The organism is Psychroflexus sediminis, from assembly GCF_900099815.1.
GTDB lineage: Bacteria > Bacteroidota > Bacteroidia > Flavobacteriales > Flavobacteriaceae > Psychroflexus > Psychroflexus sediminis.
The window spans coordinates 1-17,560 of sequence record NZ_FNCW01000002.1; the positions used below are offsets into that span (position 1 = coordinate 1).

Below are 17,560 nucleotides of genomic sequence, written 5' to 3' on the forward strand. Positions count from 1 at the left end.
CGTCCCCAAGGCTTTGGGAGAACCAGTGACTCGAATTTCACGCATAAAAAAACCTCAACTACTTAAAGTTGAGGTTTAAAAGGTGGTGCCTCCAGGAATCGAACCAGGGACACAAGGATTTTCAGTCCTTTGCTCTACCAACTGAGCTAAGGCACCAGTTTTATTGCGGGTGCAAATATAAACCCATTATTTAATTAAACAAAAGAAAAGATGAAATATTCTTATCACTATCTTTGAACTTTTAATTAGATATGAATTTAATCGTTGACGTAGGTAACACACAAATCAAATTTGCAGTCTTTGATGCAGATCAATTGGTAGAAAAAAGTGTAGTTCCTTCAGAACATTCGATTGATTTTTTTCGGAAAATTTTACAATCCTATCCAAAGTTATCCAAAGGAATTATTTCTTCTACAAGTGAAGTTCCAGCTGCTTTAGAAAGCTTACTTACAGAAAACGTAGATCTTTTAAAATTTTCTCACCAAAGCAAATTAAATTTTCACAATAACTATAAGACTCCCGAAACTTTAGGTTTAGATCGAATTGCCTTAGTAGCTGCAGCTGTTGATGAATTTCCTTTGCATAACGTACTGGTCATAGATGCAGGGACTTGTATAACTTATGATTTTATCGATAAAAAGTCCGTTTACCAAGGAGGTGCCATCTCTCCAGGTTTACAAATGAGATATAAAGCCATGCATACGTTTACAAAAAAACTACCGTTAATTAAAGAAGCCTTTCAAGCCTCAACATATATAGGTCAATCTACCAAGGAAGCCATGCAAGTGGGAGTCTGTAAGTCAATTTGTTATGAAATTGACGGCTATATTGAAGATTATCTGACTGATTATGAAGATTTAACAGTTGTTTTAACAGGAGGAGATTATTATTTGTTGTCAGCATCTATAAAAAATAGCATATTTGCGACTTCTAATTTTTTATTGAAAGGATTAAATAAAATTCTACAACTCAACTCAATTTAATGTTCACAAGATTTTTTCTTTTATTTTCGATACTACTTATAGCAGCCTCTTCTGCATCAGCTCAGGAAGGTTCATTATCCCCTTATTCTTTTCTTGGGATAGGAACCAAAGCCTTTAGAGGGACGGTAGAAAATAGGTCCATGGCTGGTCTGGGGATGTTTTCAGATAGTATTCATCTTAATCTAAAAAATCCAGCGGCTTATTCAGACCTGGGTTTAACCGCCTTTACGGCAGGAGCTACTGCCAACTCTGTAGAGCTAGAAACAACTACCAGCTCGGACAATTTAAATTATTTCACGTTCGATTATTTAGCAATTGGTCTGCCTTTTGATAACTTAGGAGTGGGTTTTGGAATCAAACCAAGAAGCGCTGTAGGTTATGAACTTGAAGAAATAACACCAAATCGTATTTCCCGATTTGAGGGTCGCGGAGGTTTAAACACCGCTTACTTTTCAGCAGGTTTCGAGCCTCTCAAAAACTTTAGGCTTGGTGCAACAGCTAATTATCATTTTGGAGATATAGAGAATAAATCCATTATTTTTGCAAACCAAGTACAATATGCTTCCAGAGAGATTAATTTTACCTACATAGGTGGGTTCTCTTTTGAAGCTGGCGCACTTTACAATTTAAATCTATCAGAAAAAATAAACCTGAACTTCTCAGGAAGGTATGAAACAGGCTCATCACTTGATGTAAACCGACGACGAGAGTTAGCCACAATTCAACTTGGGCAGAATGAAACTGAAATTGTAATTAATGAAGTTGAATTAAATCCTTTAGATACTGAAATTGAATTACCGGAAATGTATGCTTTCGGTTTAGGACTTGGACAGAAGAGAAAATGGTTTGTAGGCTTAGAATATGAAAACTACACCGCTGGAGATTTTTCCTCCTTAGATTTTAACTTTGGGGCACAGGTTGTTCAAAAAGAAGCCAGTGCCCTTAGATTGGGAGGTTTTTTTATTCCCCGCTACAATGATCCTGTAAGTTACTTTAAACGGGTGGTTTACAGAGCTGGAATAAGATATGAAGAGAGTGGGTTGGAATATAATGGTGAGGATATAAACGAGTTTGGCATATCATTTGGTCTAGGTTTACCTGCCGGTCGGGTTTTTACCAATGCCAACCTAGGAGTTGAATATTTTGAAAGAGGGACAACCTCAAATAATTTGATACAGGAAAATTTTATCAGCGTATTTTTTAGTTTCTCTTTCAACGACAAATGGTTCATTAAATCTAAATATAATTAAATACTTAAAATTATGAAGTTCAAAATTGCTTTTACACTTTTAGGATTAGTGTTTGCTTTTAATGCAGCAAGTGCTCAGGACTGTAGAGTGACACTTAGTTTGTTTAACGAAAGTGCCAAAGTAGAAAACTTTAGCGATGCTTATCCTAAGTATAAGGAATTGCTGGAAAATTGCTCAGATTACAATATTCTTATTTATCAGCGAGGAGAAAAGATGCTTGAAGAAATGATCGAAGTAGCTGAAACTGAAGAAAGAAAACAAGAATTGATTCAGGAATATATCGATAACCAAACCATGCGCTTAGAAAAGTTTCCAGGCGAAACTAAAGCAGGAGATGTATTCGCTGATATTGCAATGATCAAATACAAATATGAAGTGGGAACTTTGGAAGAAAGGCTTGAGGCTTTTGAAAAAATTGTAGAAGTCGATAAAGAAAACTTTTCCTCACCAGTTGCTATATATGCGTATTTCAGAATAGCAAATGACCTTAATGACGCCGGGGAAAGAGATATTCAGTTTTTGTTCGATAAGTATGATCAGGTTATAGCGCTTATCGAGACTCAGGAAAACGACAAAGCCTTAGAAGCTAAGCCTCTGATCGAGAAGCAGGAAGCTCAGGAAGAACTGACCTCCAGAGAATCTAGAATCCTTAAAAATTCTGAAATCTACCTAAGAAATTATACCAAGATTAAAGAAAGTGTAAACTCTTTATTAGGTTCTAAAGCTGACTGTGATAACCTGATTCCTTTATATAAAAAGAATTTTGATGAGAATAAAGACAATGTTCAATGGTTGAAAAACGCCAATGAAAGATTATCTGCGAAGGACTGTACACAGGACCCGTTATTTTTTAAAGTTTCTGAGGCTTTACACCAGAAGGAGCCTTCTGCAAGCTCTGCTTATTCTTTAGGTCAGTTGGCAGAAGCTGAAGGTGATAGGGCAAAAGCTTTGGAATATTATAATGAAGCTGCAGAACTGGAAACTAGTGAAATTAGAAAAGCTAGAATATACTATAGAATAGCCAACAATTATAAAGATAGAGGCAGCTATTCTCAGGCAAGAAATTATTACAGAAAAGCTTTACAAAGCAAGCCTTCTATGGGTGTAGCCTACTTAAAAATCGCAGACATGTATGCTAAGAGTGCTAACGATTGTGGTAATACAGTTTTCGAAAAAAGAGCGGTTTACTGGTTGGCAGCAGACTATGCAGCTAGAGCTGGACGTGTAGATCCATCTATAAGTTCAAATGCAAATGAGACAGCTGAAAGTTATAGAGCCAGGGCTCCTCAAAAATCTGATATTTTTCAGGAAGAGGCTGCAGGCAAAAAAATCTCATTTTCCAATTGTTGGATAAGAGAAAGCGTCGTGGTCCCAAATATCTAGAATGATAATTAAAAACTCATTTTTTTACAAAAGCATTGCTGTATGTTTATTTACAGCAATGCTTTTTGCTTGTGAGGGTAATCTAAAGGATGTGAAGGAAATGGAAAAAGATTTTCTTGAGCCTCAATCCAAGGTCTATGAGCTCAACCTGTTTTATACAGATAGCGGATCGGTAAAAGCAAACTTAAGAAGTCCGGAAATGCTAGACTATTCCAACAGAGAATTCCCCTTTAGAGAATTTCCTCAAGGTATAGAGCTGGATTTTTTTGAAATTGATTCCAGCAAGAATACGATTACCTCAGACTATGCAATACAGTATTTAGAAACAGGATTGATAGATTTGAGGAAAAATGTCAAAATAGTCACTTCTGATAGTACGATATTAACGGGTCCTCAATTATATTGGGATCAACAGCAGGAATGGCTTTTTACCGATTATAAGTACAATTTACAGCTATCCAATGGTGCTAGAAACGAAGGCGAAGGTTTTGATGCTGATCAAAAATTTACTACTTTCAATTCGAGATCCAATACAGGAATCCAATACATACCAGATTGATGAAATATTTTAAATACTTTGAGTTTGCTTATATCGCTTTTGCGGTTTTCTTTATCATTGAAGCTATTCGCATATGGGCAGAAAACGAGAGCAGAGCTTACCTTTATCTATTCTTTTCTGTACTAGCCATTTTTATGTTTTTCTTTAAAAGGCGTTTCAGAAAAAGAATTGAAAACAAAACTAAAAACAAGAAGTAATGAGCGCAGAAGTTCTCGTTATTATCTTATGCCTTTTGCTTTCCGCTTTCTTTTCCGGGATGGAAATCGCCTTTGTGTCGGCGAATAAAGTTCACATAGAGATTCAGAAGAATCAAACTGATATCATCGCCAGTGTTTTAAAAACATTGACAAAAAAACCCTCCAAGTTTATCGCGACCATGCTAGTTGGAAATAACATCGCTTTGGTTGTTTACGGTTTTTTCATGGGAGATTTAATCATGAATTGGTTTGAGAGTATGCAGCCCGTTCAAAATGAATTTTTAAATTATTTTATCACCGAAGCCAGTTTGTTTACGCAGACCTTAATATCTACTGTGGTTATTCTATTTACTGCTGAATTTCTTCCCAAGGTGTTTTTTCAGATTTACTCTAATGTACTATTGAAGGTATTCAGCGTTCCCGCATTTATATTCTATTACCTGTTTAGCTTTATTTCAAGTTTTATCATATGGATTTCAGACATCATTTTGAAACGCGTTTTCAAAATGGAAGGCGATAAAGTACAGCTTAATTTTAGCAAGGTAGAACTTGGAGATTACATCAGTGAGCAAATGGAAACGGTTGAATCTAAAGAAGATATAGATTCTGAAATTCAAATCTTTCGAAATGCTTTACAGTTTTCTGAAGTAAAAGCCCGTGAAGTTATGATTCCTCGTAATGAAATTGTGGCAGTAGATATTTCAGAAGACACCAGGAACCTCACGGAAATTTTTACCAGAACAGGACTTTCCAAATTATTAGTTTATAAAGAAAGCAACGATGATATCGTAGGTTATATTCATTCTTTTGAAATGTTCCGTCAGCCACAAGATATCCAAAGTATTTTGATGCCTGTTGTTTTTGTCCCGGAAACTATGCTTGTGAAAGAGATTCTTAACGTCCTCATTAAAAAAAGAAAGAGTATTGCTGTAGTAGTCGATGAATACGGGGGAACCAGTGGTATGATGACGGTAGAAGATATTGTAGAAGAACTTTTTGGAGAGATTGAAGACGAGCACGATTCTGTTATCCTGGTAGAAGAAATCATCAGAGAAAACGTATATAAATTTTCTGCCAGGCTGGATGTGGATTACATCAATGAGAAATACGACATCAACCTTCCGGAAAATGAAAATTACGAAACCCTGGGCGGGATGATCGTCAATACCACAGAGGAAATCCCTGATGTTGGTGAGGAAGTAAACATAGATCACTTTAAAATTGAAATTCTCGAGGCGTCCAATAAAAAAATAGAATTGGTCTCCATTAAAGTAGATACAGGTGAATAGAAATTTATTTTCCTGAAAAAACCTTTAAACCTCATTTCCAACTCTTTTTAGCTTTATTAAACGAATTAAATATTTTGAACAACAAGGTTTTATATATGGGCTAATTATCTTATTTTCGCCCCCTATATTTCTTAAAATACCCTAAAATGGCAATACTTAGTAAAATTAGAGAACGCACAGTTTTCCTCATAGTCATCATAGCCTTAGCTTTATTTGCTTTTGTGCTTACTGACTTATTCAGAAACGGTGGTTTTTCTGGAGATAAAACGACCAGCGTTGTTGGCGTGATTGGTGATGAAGAAATAACCAGGGAGGAGTTTGCTTCCGAAGTTGAAAGTATTGTTCAGCAGAGTCAGGGCAGGGTAAGCACCTTACAAGCTGCAAAACAAGCCTGGGATAGTAACCTGAGGAGAACCTTGCTCAAGCAGGAATTTGATAAATTGGGCCTTGAAGTTGGCGCAGATCAAATTACGGATGTTATGGCGCAGCAGCTGGCAGGGGATCCCAGGTTCTCCAATGAAGCAGGCTTTTTTGATGAGGCTAAACTGAAGCAGTTTATCGCAGAACTTAAACTGACTTCTCCAGAACAATATCAGCAGTGGTTGAATTTTGAGAAATCTATGGCGATTAATGCTAAATCTCAACTTTACTTCAATATGATAAAAGCAGGCGTAAAAACTACTCTTCTTGAAGGAAAGCAGATTTACCACCAGGAAAATGATAATCTTACTTTTGAATTTGTCAAAATTCCTTACAACGAGGCCGAAGAAGTGGAAGTGACCAAGTCTGATATTCAATCTTATATCAACGATCACAAAGAGCGTTTCCAACAAGAAGCTAAAAGAGACCTGGAATATGTCTCTTTCGAAGAAGAGCCTTCAGAAGAGGACAATGTTTTAGTTTTGGCTGAGGTAGAAAAAATGTTAACGGATGAGAGTCCAAATTTCAAAACTACAGATGATGTTGAAGAATTTGTTGCTGTAAATTCAGAAACACCTTTCAACGACATGTATGTTTTTGAATATAACTTAACCGGAGAATTCGCAGATGAAATTTTGGATTTGGATATCAATGAAGTTTATGGTCCTTATTTTGAAAACGAAAGCTATAAATTGACTAAACTTCTTGAGCGCAGTCAAAAACCAGATTCGGTAAAAACAAGCCATATCCTTATAACTTATGAAGGCACACGTGTGGATGGGTCTGTGACAAGAACCAAAGAAGAAGCCAAAAGTTTAGCAGATAGCATCACCTCTGTAGTCCAAAGGAATTCAGGGAAATTCGCAGAATTGGCTGCAGAATTTTCATCAGATCGTCAAAGTGCCGCTAATGCCGGAGATTTAAATTGGATCACTTATGGAGCTTTGGTTCCGGAATTCAATGAGTATGTTTTTGAAGAAGCAAGAGTGAACAGCTATGGAGTTGTAGAAACGGACTTTGGTTTCCACGTTGTGTATGTGGAAGATAGAACTTCTCCTAAAGACGTGGTTAAATTGGCTACGGTTACCAAAAAAGTTGAACCAACGGAGAAAACCTTAAATGAACTTTACCGTTCTGCCAGTAAATTTGAACTTGCCGCTAAAGAAGGAGATTTCCGTGAAGAAGCAGAAGCTGTTGATAAAACAGTAAAACCCGTCAGCGGAATTGACAAACTCGATGAAACTATTCCAGGAGTGGGCAGACAGAGATCGATTGTGAAATGGGCCTTTGAAGGGGAAACCAAGGTCGGTGACGTAAAGAGTTTTGATACAGGAAACGGTTACATCGTTGCGAGAGTGACCAAGAAATCTAAAAAAGGCTTAAAATCTCCAGAAGAAGCTTCTGCTGAAGTCACACCAATTCTAAGAAAGCGCAAACAGGCAGATAATATCATTTCTCAGATTCAGGGCAATGATCTTGCTAGCGTGGCTTCTGCATTTGAACAAAGCGTACAAAAAGCGACGTCTATCAACATGAGTAATTCTATCATTCCGGGAGGAGGCAATGAACCAAAAATTGTTGGGGCTGCATTTGCTATGGAAGTAGGAGAGGTATCTAAGCCACTACAAGGAAATACAGGTGTTTATTTGATAAATCTTTTGGAAAAGAACGAAGCAGAAGCATTGCCATCTTATCGCTCTGTTGCCAAGCAAGAGACCGAGGCTAGAACGCGTAACCTGCTGAATCCAAGAAATAGTCCGATTATTGAAGCTTTAAAGAACAGTAAAGAGATTGAGAAGAATATTCACGTAATCTACTAAATCCAGAGAGATAAAATAAAATAGAAAGCCCTGTTACAGTTTGTGACAGGGCTTTTTTTATAAGGACATGTCTTCGAAGCTAAGGATGGTGTTCAAGCCTTTATTCCTGAAGTAATGCGTAGGATCTTTTTCGCTTAGTACCATGACAAAGTCTCCTCCCCAGGCACCAAGACTTTTGATATGGCCTTTGAAATCGGGAAATAGTCTGGACTGAACGGGTTTTATCTGTAGAATCTCAGAAAGACACTGTTCATGACTATCTATTAATTCTTGAGCCATTTCAAGGGATTCAACGTTTTGAAAGTCCTGGGTTATCTTATTTATTTCTGAAATAAACTTCTCCAGGCCATTTGGTCTTGTCGTTTTATAGTTGGCAATGGCTTCCCGGCTATTTTGCTTTTCTTCCAGGTAAACAAAATGAATATAAGACTTGATGGCCTCAGGAATTTCGGCAGTTTCCACTTGAGGTTCTCCTTTTTCAAGCTGAAAAACCAGTGCGGCGTCTGAATCTGCACAGGCAATGTCATAGCCACTACCGCCAAAGGTATTGGCTAATAAAGCATAAGGGTTTACATCAGCCCACTTGGCCAGGTTAGCAATAAGCGTTGAAGACGTGCCCAGCCCCCAGGTTTTCGGAAATTCGAGATGAGTTTTAAACTGATAATTTTGAGTAAAAACAGTTGGGTTCAGCCTGTTAATTTCTCTAAAAACCTGAAAAAGCCTGTTTTCAATGTCGTTATTTCCTTTCCAGGTAGTCTTGATCACCTGAAGGAGATCAAATTCGATATCTAACCAAAGCCGATTTTGATGATCATAGCTCAGCCAGCGTGAAGTGTCTTTTTCTGAGGGAATCACGTTTAGGTGCTGTCCAAACTTACAGGGTATTGCCAAAGCTTTGGCGCCATCCAAAACTAAATATTCCCCTGTGATTAAAAGCTTGCCGTGACTGTAAAACTTCTGAGTATCCACTACGAACGCATTTTTTCAAGTAAATTAATCACTTCTGAATGGGTTACCGTATGGGTTTTAAAATGGTCGACAGCTTTCGCTCTTTCTGTTTCGTCAGCTTCAAATTGATTGAGGATATTCATCAGGTGCATTTTCATATGGCCTTTCTGAATTCCCGTGGTCACTAGGGAATTCACGGCTGCAAAATTCTGAGCAAGTCCAGCTACTGCTGTAAGTCTCATAAGCTGTTCTGCTGAAGGGTGGTTGAGCAAGGCCAAAGATAATTTTACGAGCGGATGCAGGCTTGTTAGTCCGCCAGTGGTTCCTAAAGCCAGAGGGACTTCAATCCAAAACCTGAAGATGCCGTTTTCGGTTTTTACGTGGGTCAGGCTGCTGTAACGTCCCCTTTTGGCGGCAAAGGCATGCACGCCAGCTTCCACTGCTCTAAAATCGTTGCCAGTGGCCAATACAAGGGCATCAATACCATTCATAATCCCTTTGTTGTGAGTCACGGCCCTGTAAGGTTCTATTTCGGCAATTTTGATGGCTTGAGAAAACTTTCTGACAAACTGTTCTGCTTCTTCTTTTGTTTCTCCCAGTTCTGTAACGGGACAGGATACTTCAGCCCTAACCAGGCATTCTGGAACATAATTGGATAAAATGCACATGATGACTTCCGGAAAAGTTCCTTCTGAAGTAAAATTATTGTAAGTTCTGGCTTCAGCTTCCAGGGTTTGACCAAACTGCTCCAGGCAGGAATTGATGAAATTTGCACCCATAGCATCTACAGTTTCAAATGTACAGTAGAGCTGGAAATAATTCTCAAGATCTTCGGTTTTGTCGATGAGCTGAATGTCTTTAATACCGCCTCCTCTTTTTTCCATGTTTTTGGTAATGGAAGCCGTATCCGAAAACAATTTTGGCTTAATGCTTTCAAAAAATAGGTTTAGTTGTTGTGAATCTCCACTATAATTGAAATGCACATGACCCACTTTGGTCGTTCCAAGGATTTCGGTTTTGAAGCCGCCTTTGTCCAGCCAAAACTTGGCGGCCTTACTGGCGGCAGCAATCACAGAACTTTCTTCAATGGCCATGGGGATGGCATAAAGCTTTCCGTCTATATCAAAATTGGGAGCGACACCTAAGGGCAGGTAGTAATTTGAAATGGTATTTTCTGTAAATTCATCGTGAAGCTTTTGTAGAGCTTCGTCAGAATTCCAGTACTGTTTGATGATAGCTTCTGCCCTGGGATAATCTGATAAATAATGAGTGGCCAGCCAGTCTATTTTTTCGAGTTTGGTCAACTTGGAGAAACCTGAGATTTGAGACATTTGAATTAATTAAACAATTGACTACAAAGATACACTTCATAAGTTATAAGCCGCTTTATCAGGCATGTACAATTTTAAGAACATAATTATTTATACAAGCCCTATACAATACCTCTTAATTTGAGTTTTTAATAAGAAAAGAACGTGATTTTTGATGTTTTTTTAGTAAAATTGATCTCCAAAAATAAAATCATGAATAAACTAAAAATCAAATTAAGTCTACTGGTCATTTTGATGACTGGCTCAATGACTTTATTGTCTGCTCAAACTAAGGAAATAAGCTTAGAGGACATTTGGAGCGGGGAGTTTAGTCAGGAGCGCATGCAAAATTTACAATCCTTAAAAGACGGCGAATCTTATATTGTTCAGGATTATGACAGATCCACTCAAAATATGAAGATTGAAGTCTTTAGTTATAAAACCGGTGAAAAAACAGCTAATCTTTTAACGAGTAATTCTATTCCAGGCCTGTCTACTTTTCAAACCTTTTCGTTGAGTAAGGATGAGACCAAAGCTCTTTTGGGAACGAAAGTTGAACCGATTTTTAGACGTTCTACCAAAGGTATTTATTATGTATATGACCTAAAGACCAAGACATTAACCCAAATCGATGATGTAAAGATACAGTCGCCTGCCTTTTCTCCGAATGGCAAAAAAGTAGGATACGTCAAGGGCAACAATATTTTTTATAAGAATCTGGAAACCAATACCACTGTAAAAGTCACCACGGATGGCGAAAAGAATAAAATCATCAACGGGGTTACCGATTGGGTGTATGAAGAAGAGTTTGCTTTTGTACGTGCTTTTGAATGGAATCCGGGTGGAACTAAAATAGCTTATTTGAAATTTGATGAAAGTAAAGTTCCGGAATTTTCCATGGATTTATATGGAATTTACGGGCAGGACTTGTATCCAACTCAAGAGGTGTTTAAGTATCCTAAAGCCGGGGAAGACAATGCAGAAGTGAGTCTTCATCTCTATGATTTAGACAGCAACACCAATTCCAAAATAAATCTGGAGGTTCCTGAATACTTGCCCAGGTTAAAATGGACCGAAGATGAAAATCTGTTTAGTGTTCAAAGTTTAAACAGACACCAAAATGAACTCAAGCTCTATCTTGTCAATGCTGAAACTAAAGCCGCAAGCCTGGTTTTAACTGAAAAGGACGATGCTTATGTTGATGTTACAGACGATTTAACTTTTCTGAATAACAATAGCTTTTTCTGGACTAGTGAAAAAGATGGCTGGAAGCATATTTACCATTATGCTGAAGATGGAAGTTTAATCAATCAGGTCACTAGCGGAGCCTGGGAGGTGACCAATTTTTATGGGTTTGATAACAAGTCTGGCCGGATTTACTTTCAAAGTACAGAGCAAGGAAGTGTTAATCGCGATGTGTACTCTGTTTTGGCCAATGGAAGGAATAAATTAAGACTTACCCAAAAAACAGGAACACACCGAGCAGATTTTAGTGCAGACTATACTTATTTTGTCAATACGTTTACCAATACGACCACTCCTGCTGTTTATACCTTACATAAAGCAAAAAAAGGAGAGCTTGTAAGAGAAATCAAAGACAATTCAGCTTTGCTAAATAAGTTGGACAACTACACTATATCGCCCAAAGAGCTTTCTACGATTAACGTGAATGGTTATGAACTGAACACCTGGATGATCAAGCCACCGAACTTTGATCCTGAAAAAACCTATCCTTTATTGATGTTTCAATATTCAGGACCTGGTTCTCAGTCGGTTTCCAATACGTTTTTTAGCACCAATGACTACTGGTACCAGATGCTTGCTCAGCAAGGTTATATTGTGGCCTGTGTAGACGGAAGAGGGACAGGATTTAAAGGCAGAGATTTCAAGAAAATAACTCAGGAACAACTCGGTAAATACGAGCTTGAAGATCAAATCTCTTCAGCTAAGCTCTTTGGAGAAAGAGACTATATAAATGCCGACAGGATTGGTATTTGGGGATGGAGTTACGGAGGATTTATGTCTACCAATGCTATTTTCCAGGCGAATGATGTTTTCAAAGCAGCCATTGCGGTTGCACCGGTAACCAGCTGGAGATTTTATGATACGGTTTATACCGAGCGCTATATGACAACTCCTCAGGAAAACCCCTCTGGTTATGATGATAATTCGCCGATTACCCATGTAGATGAGTTCGATAAAGGGAATTATCTGCTGGTGCATGGTAGCGGTGATGATAACGTACATGTGCAAAATTCGATGCAGCTCATAGAGGCTTTGGTGCAGGCCAATAAACAATTTGACTGGCGAATTTACCCCGACAAAAATCATGGAATTTATGGAGGAAATACTCGCCTTCACCTCTATACGTTGATGACTAATTTTATTAAAGAAAACCTATAAACTATATGGAAGCCACAGTTAAACCAGCCTATCAAAAAGAATTATTTGGCCATCCAGCAGGTCTTTACATTTTGTTTTTTACAGAGCTTTGGGAACGTTTTTCCTATTATGGCATGCGTGCTATTCTCACGCTGTATATGCTTGCCAAGGTGAGTTCAGAAAACCCCGGCTTGGGCTGGGAAGAAGGCAAAGCACTCGCTATTTACGGATGGTATACTATGCTGGTGTATGTGGTTTCTATTCCCGGAGGAATTATAGCAGACAAAATCCTGGGGCAGAAGCAATCGGTCATGATTGGCGGCTGGCTTTTGGTTGCGGGACACGGGGTGTTGTCTATCGAACAAGACTGGGCTTTCTACACCGGTCTTTTACTCATTATACTCGGTGTTGGAATGTTGAAACCCAACATCTCTACCATGGTCGGCGGACTCTATAGAGAAGGAGATGCAAGACGTGACAAAGGATTTTCTATATTTTATATCGGTATCAATGTTGGTGCTGCAGTAGCTGCCATTTTGGTAGGCTATATCGCTTCAGAATACGGCTGGCATTACGGATTCGGTCTTGCGGCCATAGGAATGGTTTTGGGCCAGTTGGTTTATATATTTGGACAGAGATACCTTACCCATGTAGGGAATAAGCCTAGTAGTTTAATCCATACCGAAGAATCCTCCGTGTCTATCAAGGAGATCTTTCAAAACATGCTGTCTACTAAAAAATCACTTGCAGTAGTGGCTCTGCTGGTCGCTTTATCCTTTGTGATTCCTCTCCAGTTTATGGAAACTGAAGTTACAGCTTACATTGTGTTCTTTATTTTCCTGTCGGTTGTGGTAGGTTTTATGATGACCGTTTATGAAGATTTGAATGGCAAAATTGAAAAAGACAGATTTATCGTTTTGCTGCTTTCTTTTTTAATCGTAATTGTCTTTTGGGGCGCTTTTGAGCAAGCCGGTGGCTTATTGAATATTTATGCTCAACAAAAAACAGATCGATTCTTACCGGTCTTTGATTATACAGTACCCGCAGCCTTTTTCCAGTCGCTTAATCCAACCTATATTATTTTATTTGGAATTCCAGTAGCCTGGTTTTGGAGTCGCATGAAGAAAAAAGGGAAAGAAGCCTCTTCTATTTTCAAAATGGCCATAGGGGTTATTGTCATGGGTCTTGGATTTGTTTTTATGGTATTCGCTACCTTACAGTATGAAGCGAATGGTGAATCTGCAATTTACTGGCTCATTTTTGCTTATTTGCTTCACACCATTGGAGAGCTCTCTGCCTCTCCCGTAGCATTGTCTTTCATTACGAAACTCGCCCCTTTGCGTTATGCCGCTTTGATGATGGGGCTTTATTTTGCGGCGACAGGTCTTGGTAATAAAGTAGCTGGAATCATAGGGGAGTCTTCGCAGGCGGAACGCATCGATATTGAACTTAGCGCAGATCAAAATCAACTCTCACAGTTTGTTGCTAATGCAAATCCTGAAGAGGTGTTCGAGAACAATAAAGCCTTTATAATAGAAACCCAGCTCTATACAAATTCATCGGGTGAGGTCGTCTTTGAAGAAGTCAATACGGATGAGAGAATCAATTCTGTATTTACTTATGAAGGAGAAAAGTCTAAGTCTGAATTGCTCAGCAGGATAAAAACTTATAATACATCAGAAGATAACAAGCTGCTGACTTACTTAAAGTTTGATTACCAGGAGGGAGAATATCAGGGAAGAATAGAGATAGATCAGTTCCAAACGGATCTTGAATTTCAAACCTTTATGGGCATTGTGATTTTCACTGTTGCTTTTGGAGTCTTAGTTATTTTACTGCTCAAACCCTTAAAACGACTGACTCACGGTGCCGAAGAAAAAGAAGTTGAAGGTCTTGAAGCGGAGGGCTTCGAAATTGCAGATGACGAAGTAAAATAAAAGAAATGAGGTATTTGTATTTAGGGCTTATGTTTTTCATGCTTCATTCTGTGCATGCACAAATTAAATGGATGACGATGAATGAAGCTTTGGATGCTCAAAAAAAAGAGCCCAAAAAAATATTTGCAGACGTTTATACAGACTGGTGCGGACCGTGTAAAATGATGGATAAAAACACCTTTTCAAATCCAGACTTAGTCAAGTACGTAAACACCCATTTTTATCCTGTAAAATTTAATGCGGAAGGAACTGAAACGGTAGATTACCAGGGCTTTGAGTATACCAATCCGAACTATAGACCAGAACGTAAAGGAAAGCGAAATGCACAGCATTTTTTCGCTAATGCCTTGAAGGTTTCGGGTTATCCTACGGTTGTTTTCTTTGATGAAGAATCTGATGTCATCGCCCCTGTGGTAGGCTATAGAACAGCTGAACAGCTCGAGATTTATCTTAAAATGATCGCAACAGATGATTATAAGGACCTAACTACTCAGGAAGCATGGCAAGCTTATCAGGCAGAATTTGAAGGAACCTTTAAGGATTAATTTCCGGGAAGTACAAATGCCCCCCGTTCCCAGGTGGAATGGAAATTTACCTTGAGTTTTTTTGCTGATGTCTGCCAGCGTTCAACATCTGTTCTATAATTGCTTCCATCAGCAATTATTAGCCTAGGTTTCAGCTTTGATATGACTCTGTCAAGATTTATATTCGGTGAATTTTTCAGAAGAAGATACTGAGGCTGAAAGTTCATTTCAGGATAAACAGGAATACTATCTAATACAAATAAAGTCTCAGTTGAGTTGAGCTGGTATACATGCCTAAAGCTTGAAATCTGGATAGTATTAATCCCTTTTAAAGTTTTGTAATTTTTAATGTGGTAAGCACCTATAATGGAGTCTTCAGGCTGAATTTTATCGCTATATAAATGCAGACCAGATCCTCTGAGAATACCTAGTTGAGAGTTTTTATAGGTTTGAAAAACCAAAACTTCTCCCTGCTGAAGTTGATTGCGTTTTTCACTATACAGACAAATTATAAAAGCCAGCAGTGATAGATTCAGAAAAGAATAGCTCCATAATTTATGTTTTGAATTCCATAAAATTAAACTTAAAAGCAAAACCAGGCTAGCTATAAGCATTGATTTAGTATAGTAAATATCAGAGAATACCAGATTTTCTTTTGAAGAAATCCAGTCGACAAAACCTAAAAGTAGATCTAAGAGACGACCATAGGCAGAAACTAAAAATTCCGGTAAAATCCCTAGCAAACTTAAGAGAATAACAGAAATACCACCTGCTAGTATAAGTCCTAAGCCGGGTAAAATAACCAGATTACTGATTAGGAACAAACCCGGGAATTGATGAAAGTAATACAGACTTAAGGGTAAGACTCCCAGTTGAGCAGTGATGGTCACGGTTAGGATATCCCAAATTTTCTGATCTAAAAAATATCTGGGTTGATAAAGTCTGTAGAGCCTTGGCTGAAGTGTCACTATGCTTATGACCGCCAGGTAACTTAGTTGAAAACCGACCTGATAGATAAGATAGGGATTAATAAAAATCAATAACACAGCAGAAAGCGCCAGGGTATTGATTGGGCTGGTTTTTCGTTTGTAATTCAGGGCCAGGCTCAAAAACGAAAACATAACCGCAGCTCTTAAGACCGATGGAGTAAATCCTGCTAGTGCTGCAAACCCCCAGATACCAAGTAAAACAAAGCCTTCTCGTAAAACCCTGCCATACTTTATTCTTAGCAGACGCTTAGTTATAAACTGTAAAATAATTAATAGGATACCTACATGTAAACCTGAAACAGCAAGAATATGAACTACACCCGCTTTAGAAAAACTGGTATATGTTTCCGGGTCTATGTCTTGTTTTTGACCTAATAATAAAGCTTGAATAATGTCCATTTGTTCTTTGGTAAACCTGTGCTTATCCAGAGACCTTTCAATTTTGTGTCTTGCCTGTTCACCAAAACTCAAGAAACTAATGCCAGGCTTCGCCTTTATTCTGAGTTGAGCAAGCTCAGAGTCGATCACATGACTCATCTGTTGCGTAAACATATAATTCTTGTAATTAAACTGCTGAGGATTTTGAGGGTCTTTAAATGCAGTAAGTTTTCCGTAACCTGAAATTCTAGACTTTGAGGAAATCTGTAGTTTGTCTGAAACGGGAATCTGAAGTAAGACTTTACCTTTTGTTGTTTTGCCTTGCCAGGAAATCAAATTGATTTTGTATTTATCTTTATAGGCGTTAGACTTTAAAGCTTTAACGACTTCTCCTTCAAAAGTGACATAATGAGCCTGAGAAGAATCCGGGGTTAAGAAATGCGTATAATGATTTTCCTGATGCTTTGGTAAATGTATTTTAGTATTAAGCAGGCCCAGGCTAAAAATAAATAAAAGCGCAGCGCTAGTAAAAATCAATTTCATTTTTGGATGAGATTTAGCTATCAAAAACGAAATAATAAGGAGTATAAAGAGCGACAAACTTATCGAAACATAAGTCGAAATATTAAACTGAAAATCTGTAAAACCCAGCCAAATCCCCCAAAAGAATACTAAGCAAACTTGCAACAAAGGAAGGTTGGCAAACTTCATAGTATTTTAGTTTAGGTTAATAAATCACTCGCCTGCTTTTTACGTAGTTTTTTCTCCAATATGGATTATTGATGGAAGATATCATTACACCCTGAGAAGAGCTAGAATGTATAAAATCTATTGTTTTTGGAGTCCTGTTTACCACTAAGCCCACATGATTGATTCCCCGGCTCTTTTTGTTTGTTCTAAAGAACACAAGATCTCCAACATCCACCTGCTTCAGTTTTACCTTATTGCCAAACTTAGACATTAGTCTTGTCGTTCTAGGCAGTTCTACCCCATAGCGTAAGAAAGAAAGCTGAAGCAATCCTGAACAATCCATCCCTGATGGATCCATGCCGCCATATTTGTAGGGGGTTCCAAGATAGGTTTTAGAGTAATTCACGACACTTATAATTGTATTAGCTCTTTGAATTTCAGCTTGTTGCACTCTTCTAGATCCACCGCATGAGACAAGTGCTAGTGCAAAAGCACAAAAAA

The 17,560-nt window shown here is 38.1% G+C and carries 14 protein-coding genes and 1 tRNA gene; 10 read left to right on the forward strand and 5 right to left on the reverse strand.

All coding sequences use genetic code 11. The features are described from left to right. Positions 1–83: 83 nt before the first annotated feature. Positions 84–156 (reverse strand) — tRNA-Phe (locus tag BLP81_RS01460). A 95-nt stretch (positions 157–251) separates the two neighbouring features. Here BLP81_RS01460 and BLP81_RS01465 point away from each other — a divergent pair. The 7 genes from BLP81_RS01465 (at position 252) to BLP81_RS01495 (ending at position 7,901) form a co-directional block, all read left to right on the forward strand. Then, positions 252–983, forward strand: coding sequence for a type III pantothenate kinase (locus tag BLP81_RS01465; protein WP_093364732.1), 732 nt, complete (start codon positions 252–254; stop codon positions 981–983). Beyond that, on the forward strand, positions 983–2,233 hold the full coding sequence (locus BLP81_RS01470) for a BamG family beta-barrel-assembly machinery protein (RefSeq protein ID WP_093364734.1): 1,251 nt from the start codon (positions 983–985) through the stop codon (positions 2,231–2,233). Before BLP81_RS01465 ends, BLP81_RS01470 begins: the two co-directional genes overlap by 1 nt. A gap of 12 nt (positions 2,234–2,245) precedes the next feature. After that, positions 2,246–3,616: a hypothetical protein gene (locus BLP81_RS01475; RefSeq protein ID WP_093364735.1), complete on the forward strand. Its 1,371-nt coding sequence runs from the start codon at positions 2,246–2,248 to the stop codon at positions 3,614–3,616. Position 3,617: 1 nt separating this feature from the next. Then, positions 3,618–4,175, forward strand: a complete 558-nt coding sequence (lptC, locus tag BLP81_RS01480) for an LPS export ABC transporter periplasmic protein LptC (protein WP_093364736.1) — start codon at positions 3,618–3,620, stop codon at positions 4,173–4,175. Then, positions 4,175–4,372 (forward strand): hypothetical protein, encoded by a 198-nt coding sequence (locus BLP81_RS01485; protein ID WP_093364737.1) that lies wholly within the window; start codon positions 4,175–4,177, stop codon positions 4,370–4,372. The genes lptC and BLP81_RS01485 overlap by 1 nt, the downstream gene beginning before the upstream one ends. Continuing rightward, positions 4,372–5,661 (forward strand): hemolysin family protein, encoded by a 1,290-nt coding sequence (locus tag BLP81_RS01490; protein WP_093364738.1) that lies wholly within the window; start codon positions 4,372–4,374, stop codon positions 5,659–5,661. Before BLP81_RS01485 ends, BLP81_RS01490 begins: the two co-directional genes overlap by 1 nt. 146 nt (positions 5,662–5,807) lie before the next feature. Further along, the gene (locus BLP81_RS01495; RefSeq protein ID WP_093364743.1) at positions 5,808–7,901 is read left to right on the forward strand and encodes a peptidylprolyl isomerase; all 2,094 of its coding nucleotides are present in this window, start codon (positions 5,808–5,810) and stop codon (positions 7,899–7,901) included. A gap of 57 nt (positions 7,902–7,958) precedes the next feature. On the opposite strand, the gene BLP81_RS01500 is transcribed toward BLP81_RS01495, so the two are convergent. Continuing rightward, complete coding sequence (locus BLP81_RS01500; protein ID WP_093364745.1) at positions 7,959–8,870, reverse strand: GYDIA family GHMP kinase; 912 nt, start codon at positions 8,868–8,870, stop codon at positions 7,959–7,961. After that, on the reverse strand, positions 8,870–10,180 hold the full coding sequence (locus BLP81_RS01505) for a hydroxymethylglutaryl-CoA reductase, degradative (RefSeq protein ID WP_093364747.1): 1,311 nt from the start codon (positions 10,178–10,180) through the stop codon (positions 8,870–8,872). Before BLP81_RS01505 ends, BLP81_RS01500 begins: the two co-directional genes overlap by 1 nt. Before the next feature lie 192 nt (positions 10,181–10,372). Here BLP81_RS01505 and BLP81_RS01510 point away from each other — a divergent pair, with 192 nt between their 5' ends. From BLP81_RS01510 to BLP81_RS01520, 3 genes are read left to right on the forward strand one after another with little or no spacing between them, the layout of a single operon-like run. Next, positions 10,373–12,562 carry a S9 family peptidase gene (locus BLP81_RS01510; protein WP_093365442.1) on the forward strand — a complete coding sequence of 730 codons (2,190 nt, stop codon included), beginning with the start codon at positions 10,373–10,375 and terminating at the stop codon, positions 12,560–12,562. Between the two features lie 5 nt (positions 12,563–12,567). Continuing rightward, a complete protein-coding gene (locus BLP81_RS01515; protein WP_093364753.1) occupies positions 12,568–14,478 on the forward strand; it encodes a peptide MFS transporter in 1,911 nt (636 codons plus the stop codon). A 5-nt stretch (positions 14,479–14,483) separates the two neighbouring features. After that, positions 14,484–15,023: a thioredoxin family protein gene (locus BLP81_RS01520; protein WP_176752665.1), complete on the forward strand. Its 540-nt coding sequence runs from the start codon at positions 14,484–14,486 to the stop codon at positions 15,021–15,023. Here BLP81_RS01520 and BLP81_RS01525 read toward each other — a convergent pair. Next, on the reverse strand, positions 15,020–17,080 hold the full coding sequence (locus BLP81_RS01525) for a ComEC/Rec2 family competence protein (RefSeq protein WP_093364755.1): 2,061 nt from the start codon (positions 17,078–17,080) through the stop codon (positions 15,020–15,022). The two genes, BLP81_RS01520 and BLP81_RS01525, sit on opposite strands and share 4 nt — an antisense overlap. Before the next feature lie 16 nt (positions 17,081–17,096). After that, positions 17,097–17,510, reverse strand: coding sequence for a C40 family peptidase (locus BLP81_RS01530; protein ID WP_245686391.1), 414 nt, complete (start codon positions 17,508–17,510; stop codon positions 17,097–17,099). Between the last annotated feature and the right edge of the window lie 50 nt (positions 17,511–17,560).

Bases quoted from the DNA above. Each gene is read 5' to 3' on its own strand.
- BLP81_RS01465 (WP_093364732.1), top strand. From the start codon at position 252: ATGAATTTAATCGTTGACGTAGGTAACACACAAATCAAATTTGCAGTC.
- BLP81_RS01470 (WP_093364734.1), top strand. From the start codon at position 983: ATGTTCACAAGATTTTTTCTTTTATTTTCGATACTACTTATAGCAGCC.
- BLP81_RS01475 (WP_093364735.1), top strand. From the start codon at position 2,246: ATGAAGTTCAAAATTGCTTTTACACTTTTAGGATTAGTGTTTGCTTTT.
- lptC (WP_093364736.1), top strand. From the start codon at position 3,618: ATGATAATTAAAAACTCATTTTTTTACAAAAGCATTGCTGTATGTTTA.
- BLP81_RS01485 (WP_093364737.1), top strand. From the start codon at position 4,175: ATGAAATATTTTAAATACTTTGAGTTTGCTTATATCGCTTTTGCGGTT.
- BLP81_RS01490 (WP_093364738.1), top strand. From the start codon at position 4,372: ATGAGCGCAGAAGTTCTCGTTATTATCTTATGCCTTTTGCTTTCCGCT.
- BLP81_RS01495 (WP_093364743.1), top strand. From the start codon at position 5,808: ATGGCAATACTTAGTAAAATTAGAGAACGCACAGTTTTCCTCATAGTC.
- BLP81_RS01505 (WP_093364747.1), bottom strand. From the start codon at position 10,180: ATGTCTCAAATCTCAGGTTTCTCCAAGTTGACCAAACTCGAAAAAATA.
- BLP81_RS01510 (WP_093365442.1), top strand. From the start codon at position 10,373: ATGAATAAACTAAAAATCAAATTAAGTCTACTGGTCATTTTGATGACT.
- BLP81_RS01515 (WP_093364753.1), top strand. From the start codon at position 12,568: ATGGAAGCCACAGTTAAACCAGCCTATCAAAAAGAATTATTTGGCCAT.
- BLP81_RS01520 (WP_176752665.1), top strand. From the start codon at position 14,484: ATGAGGTATTTGTATTTAGGGCTTATGTTTTTCATGCTTCATTCTGTG.
- BLP81_RS01525 (WP_093364755.1), bottom strand. From the start codon at position 17,080: ATGAAGTTTGCCAACCTTCCTTTGTTGCAAGTTTGCTTAGTATTCTTT.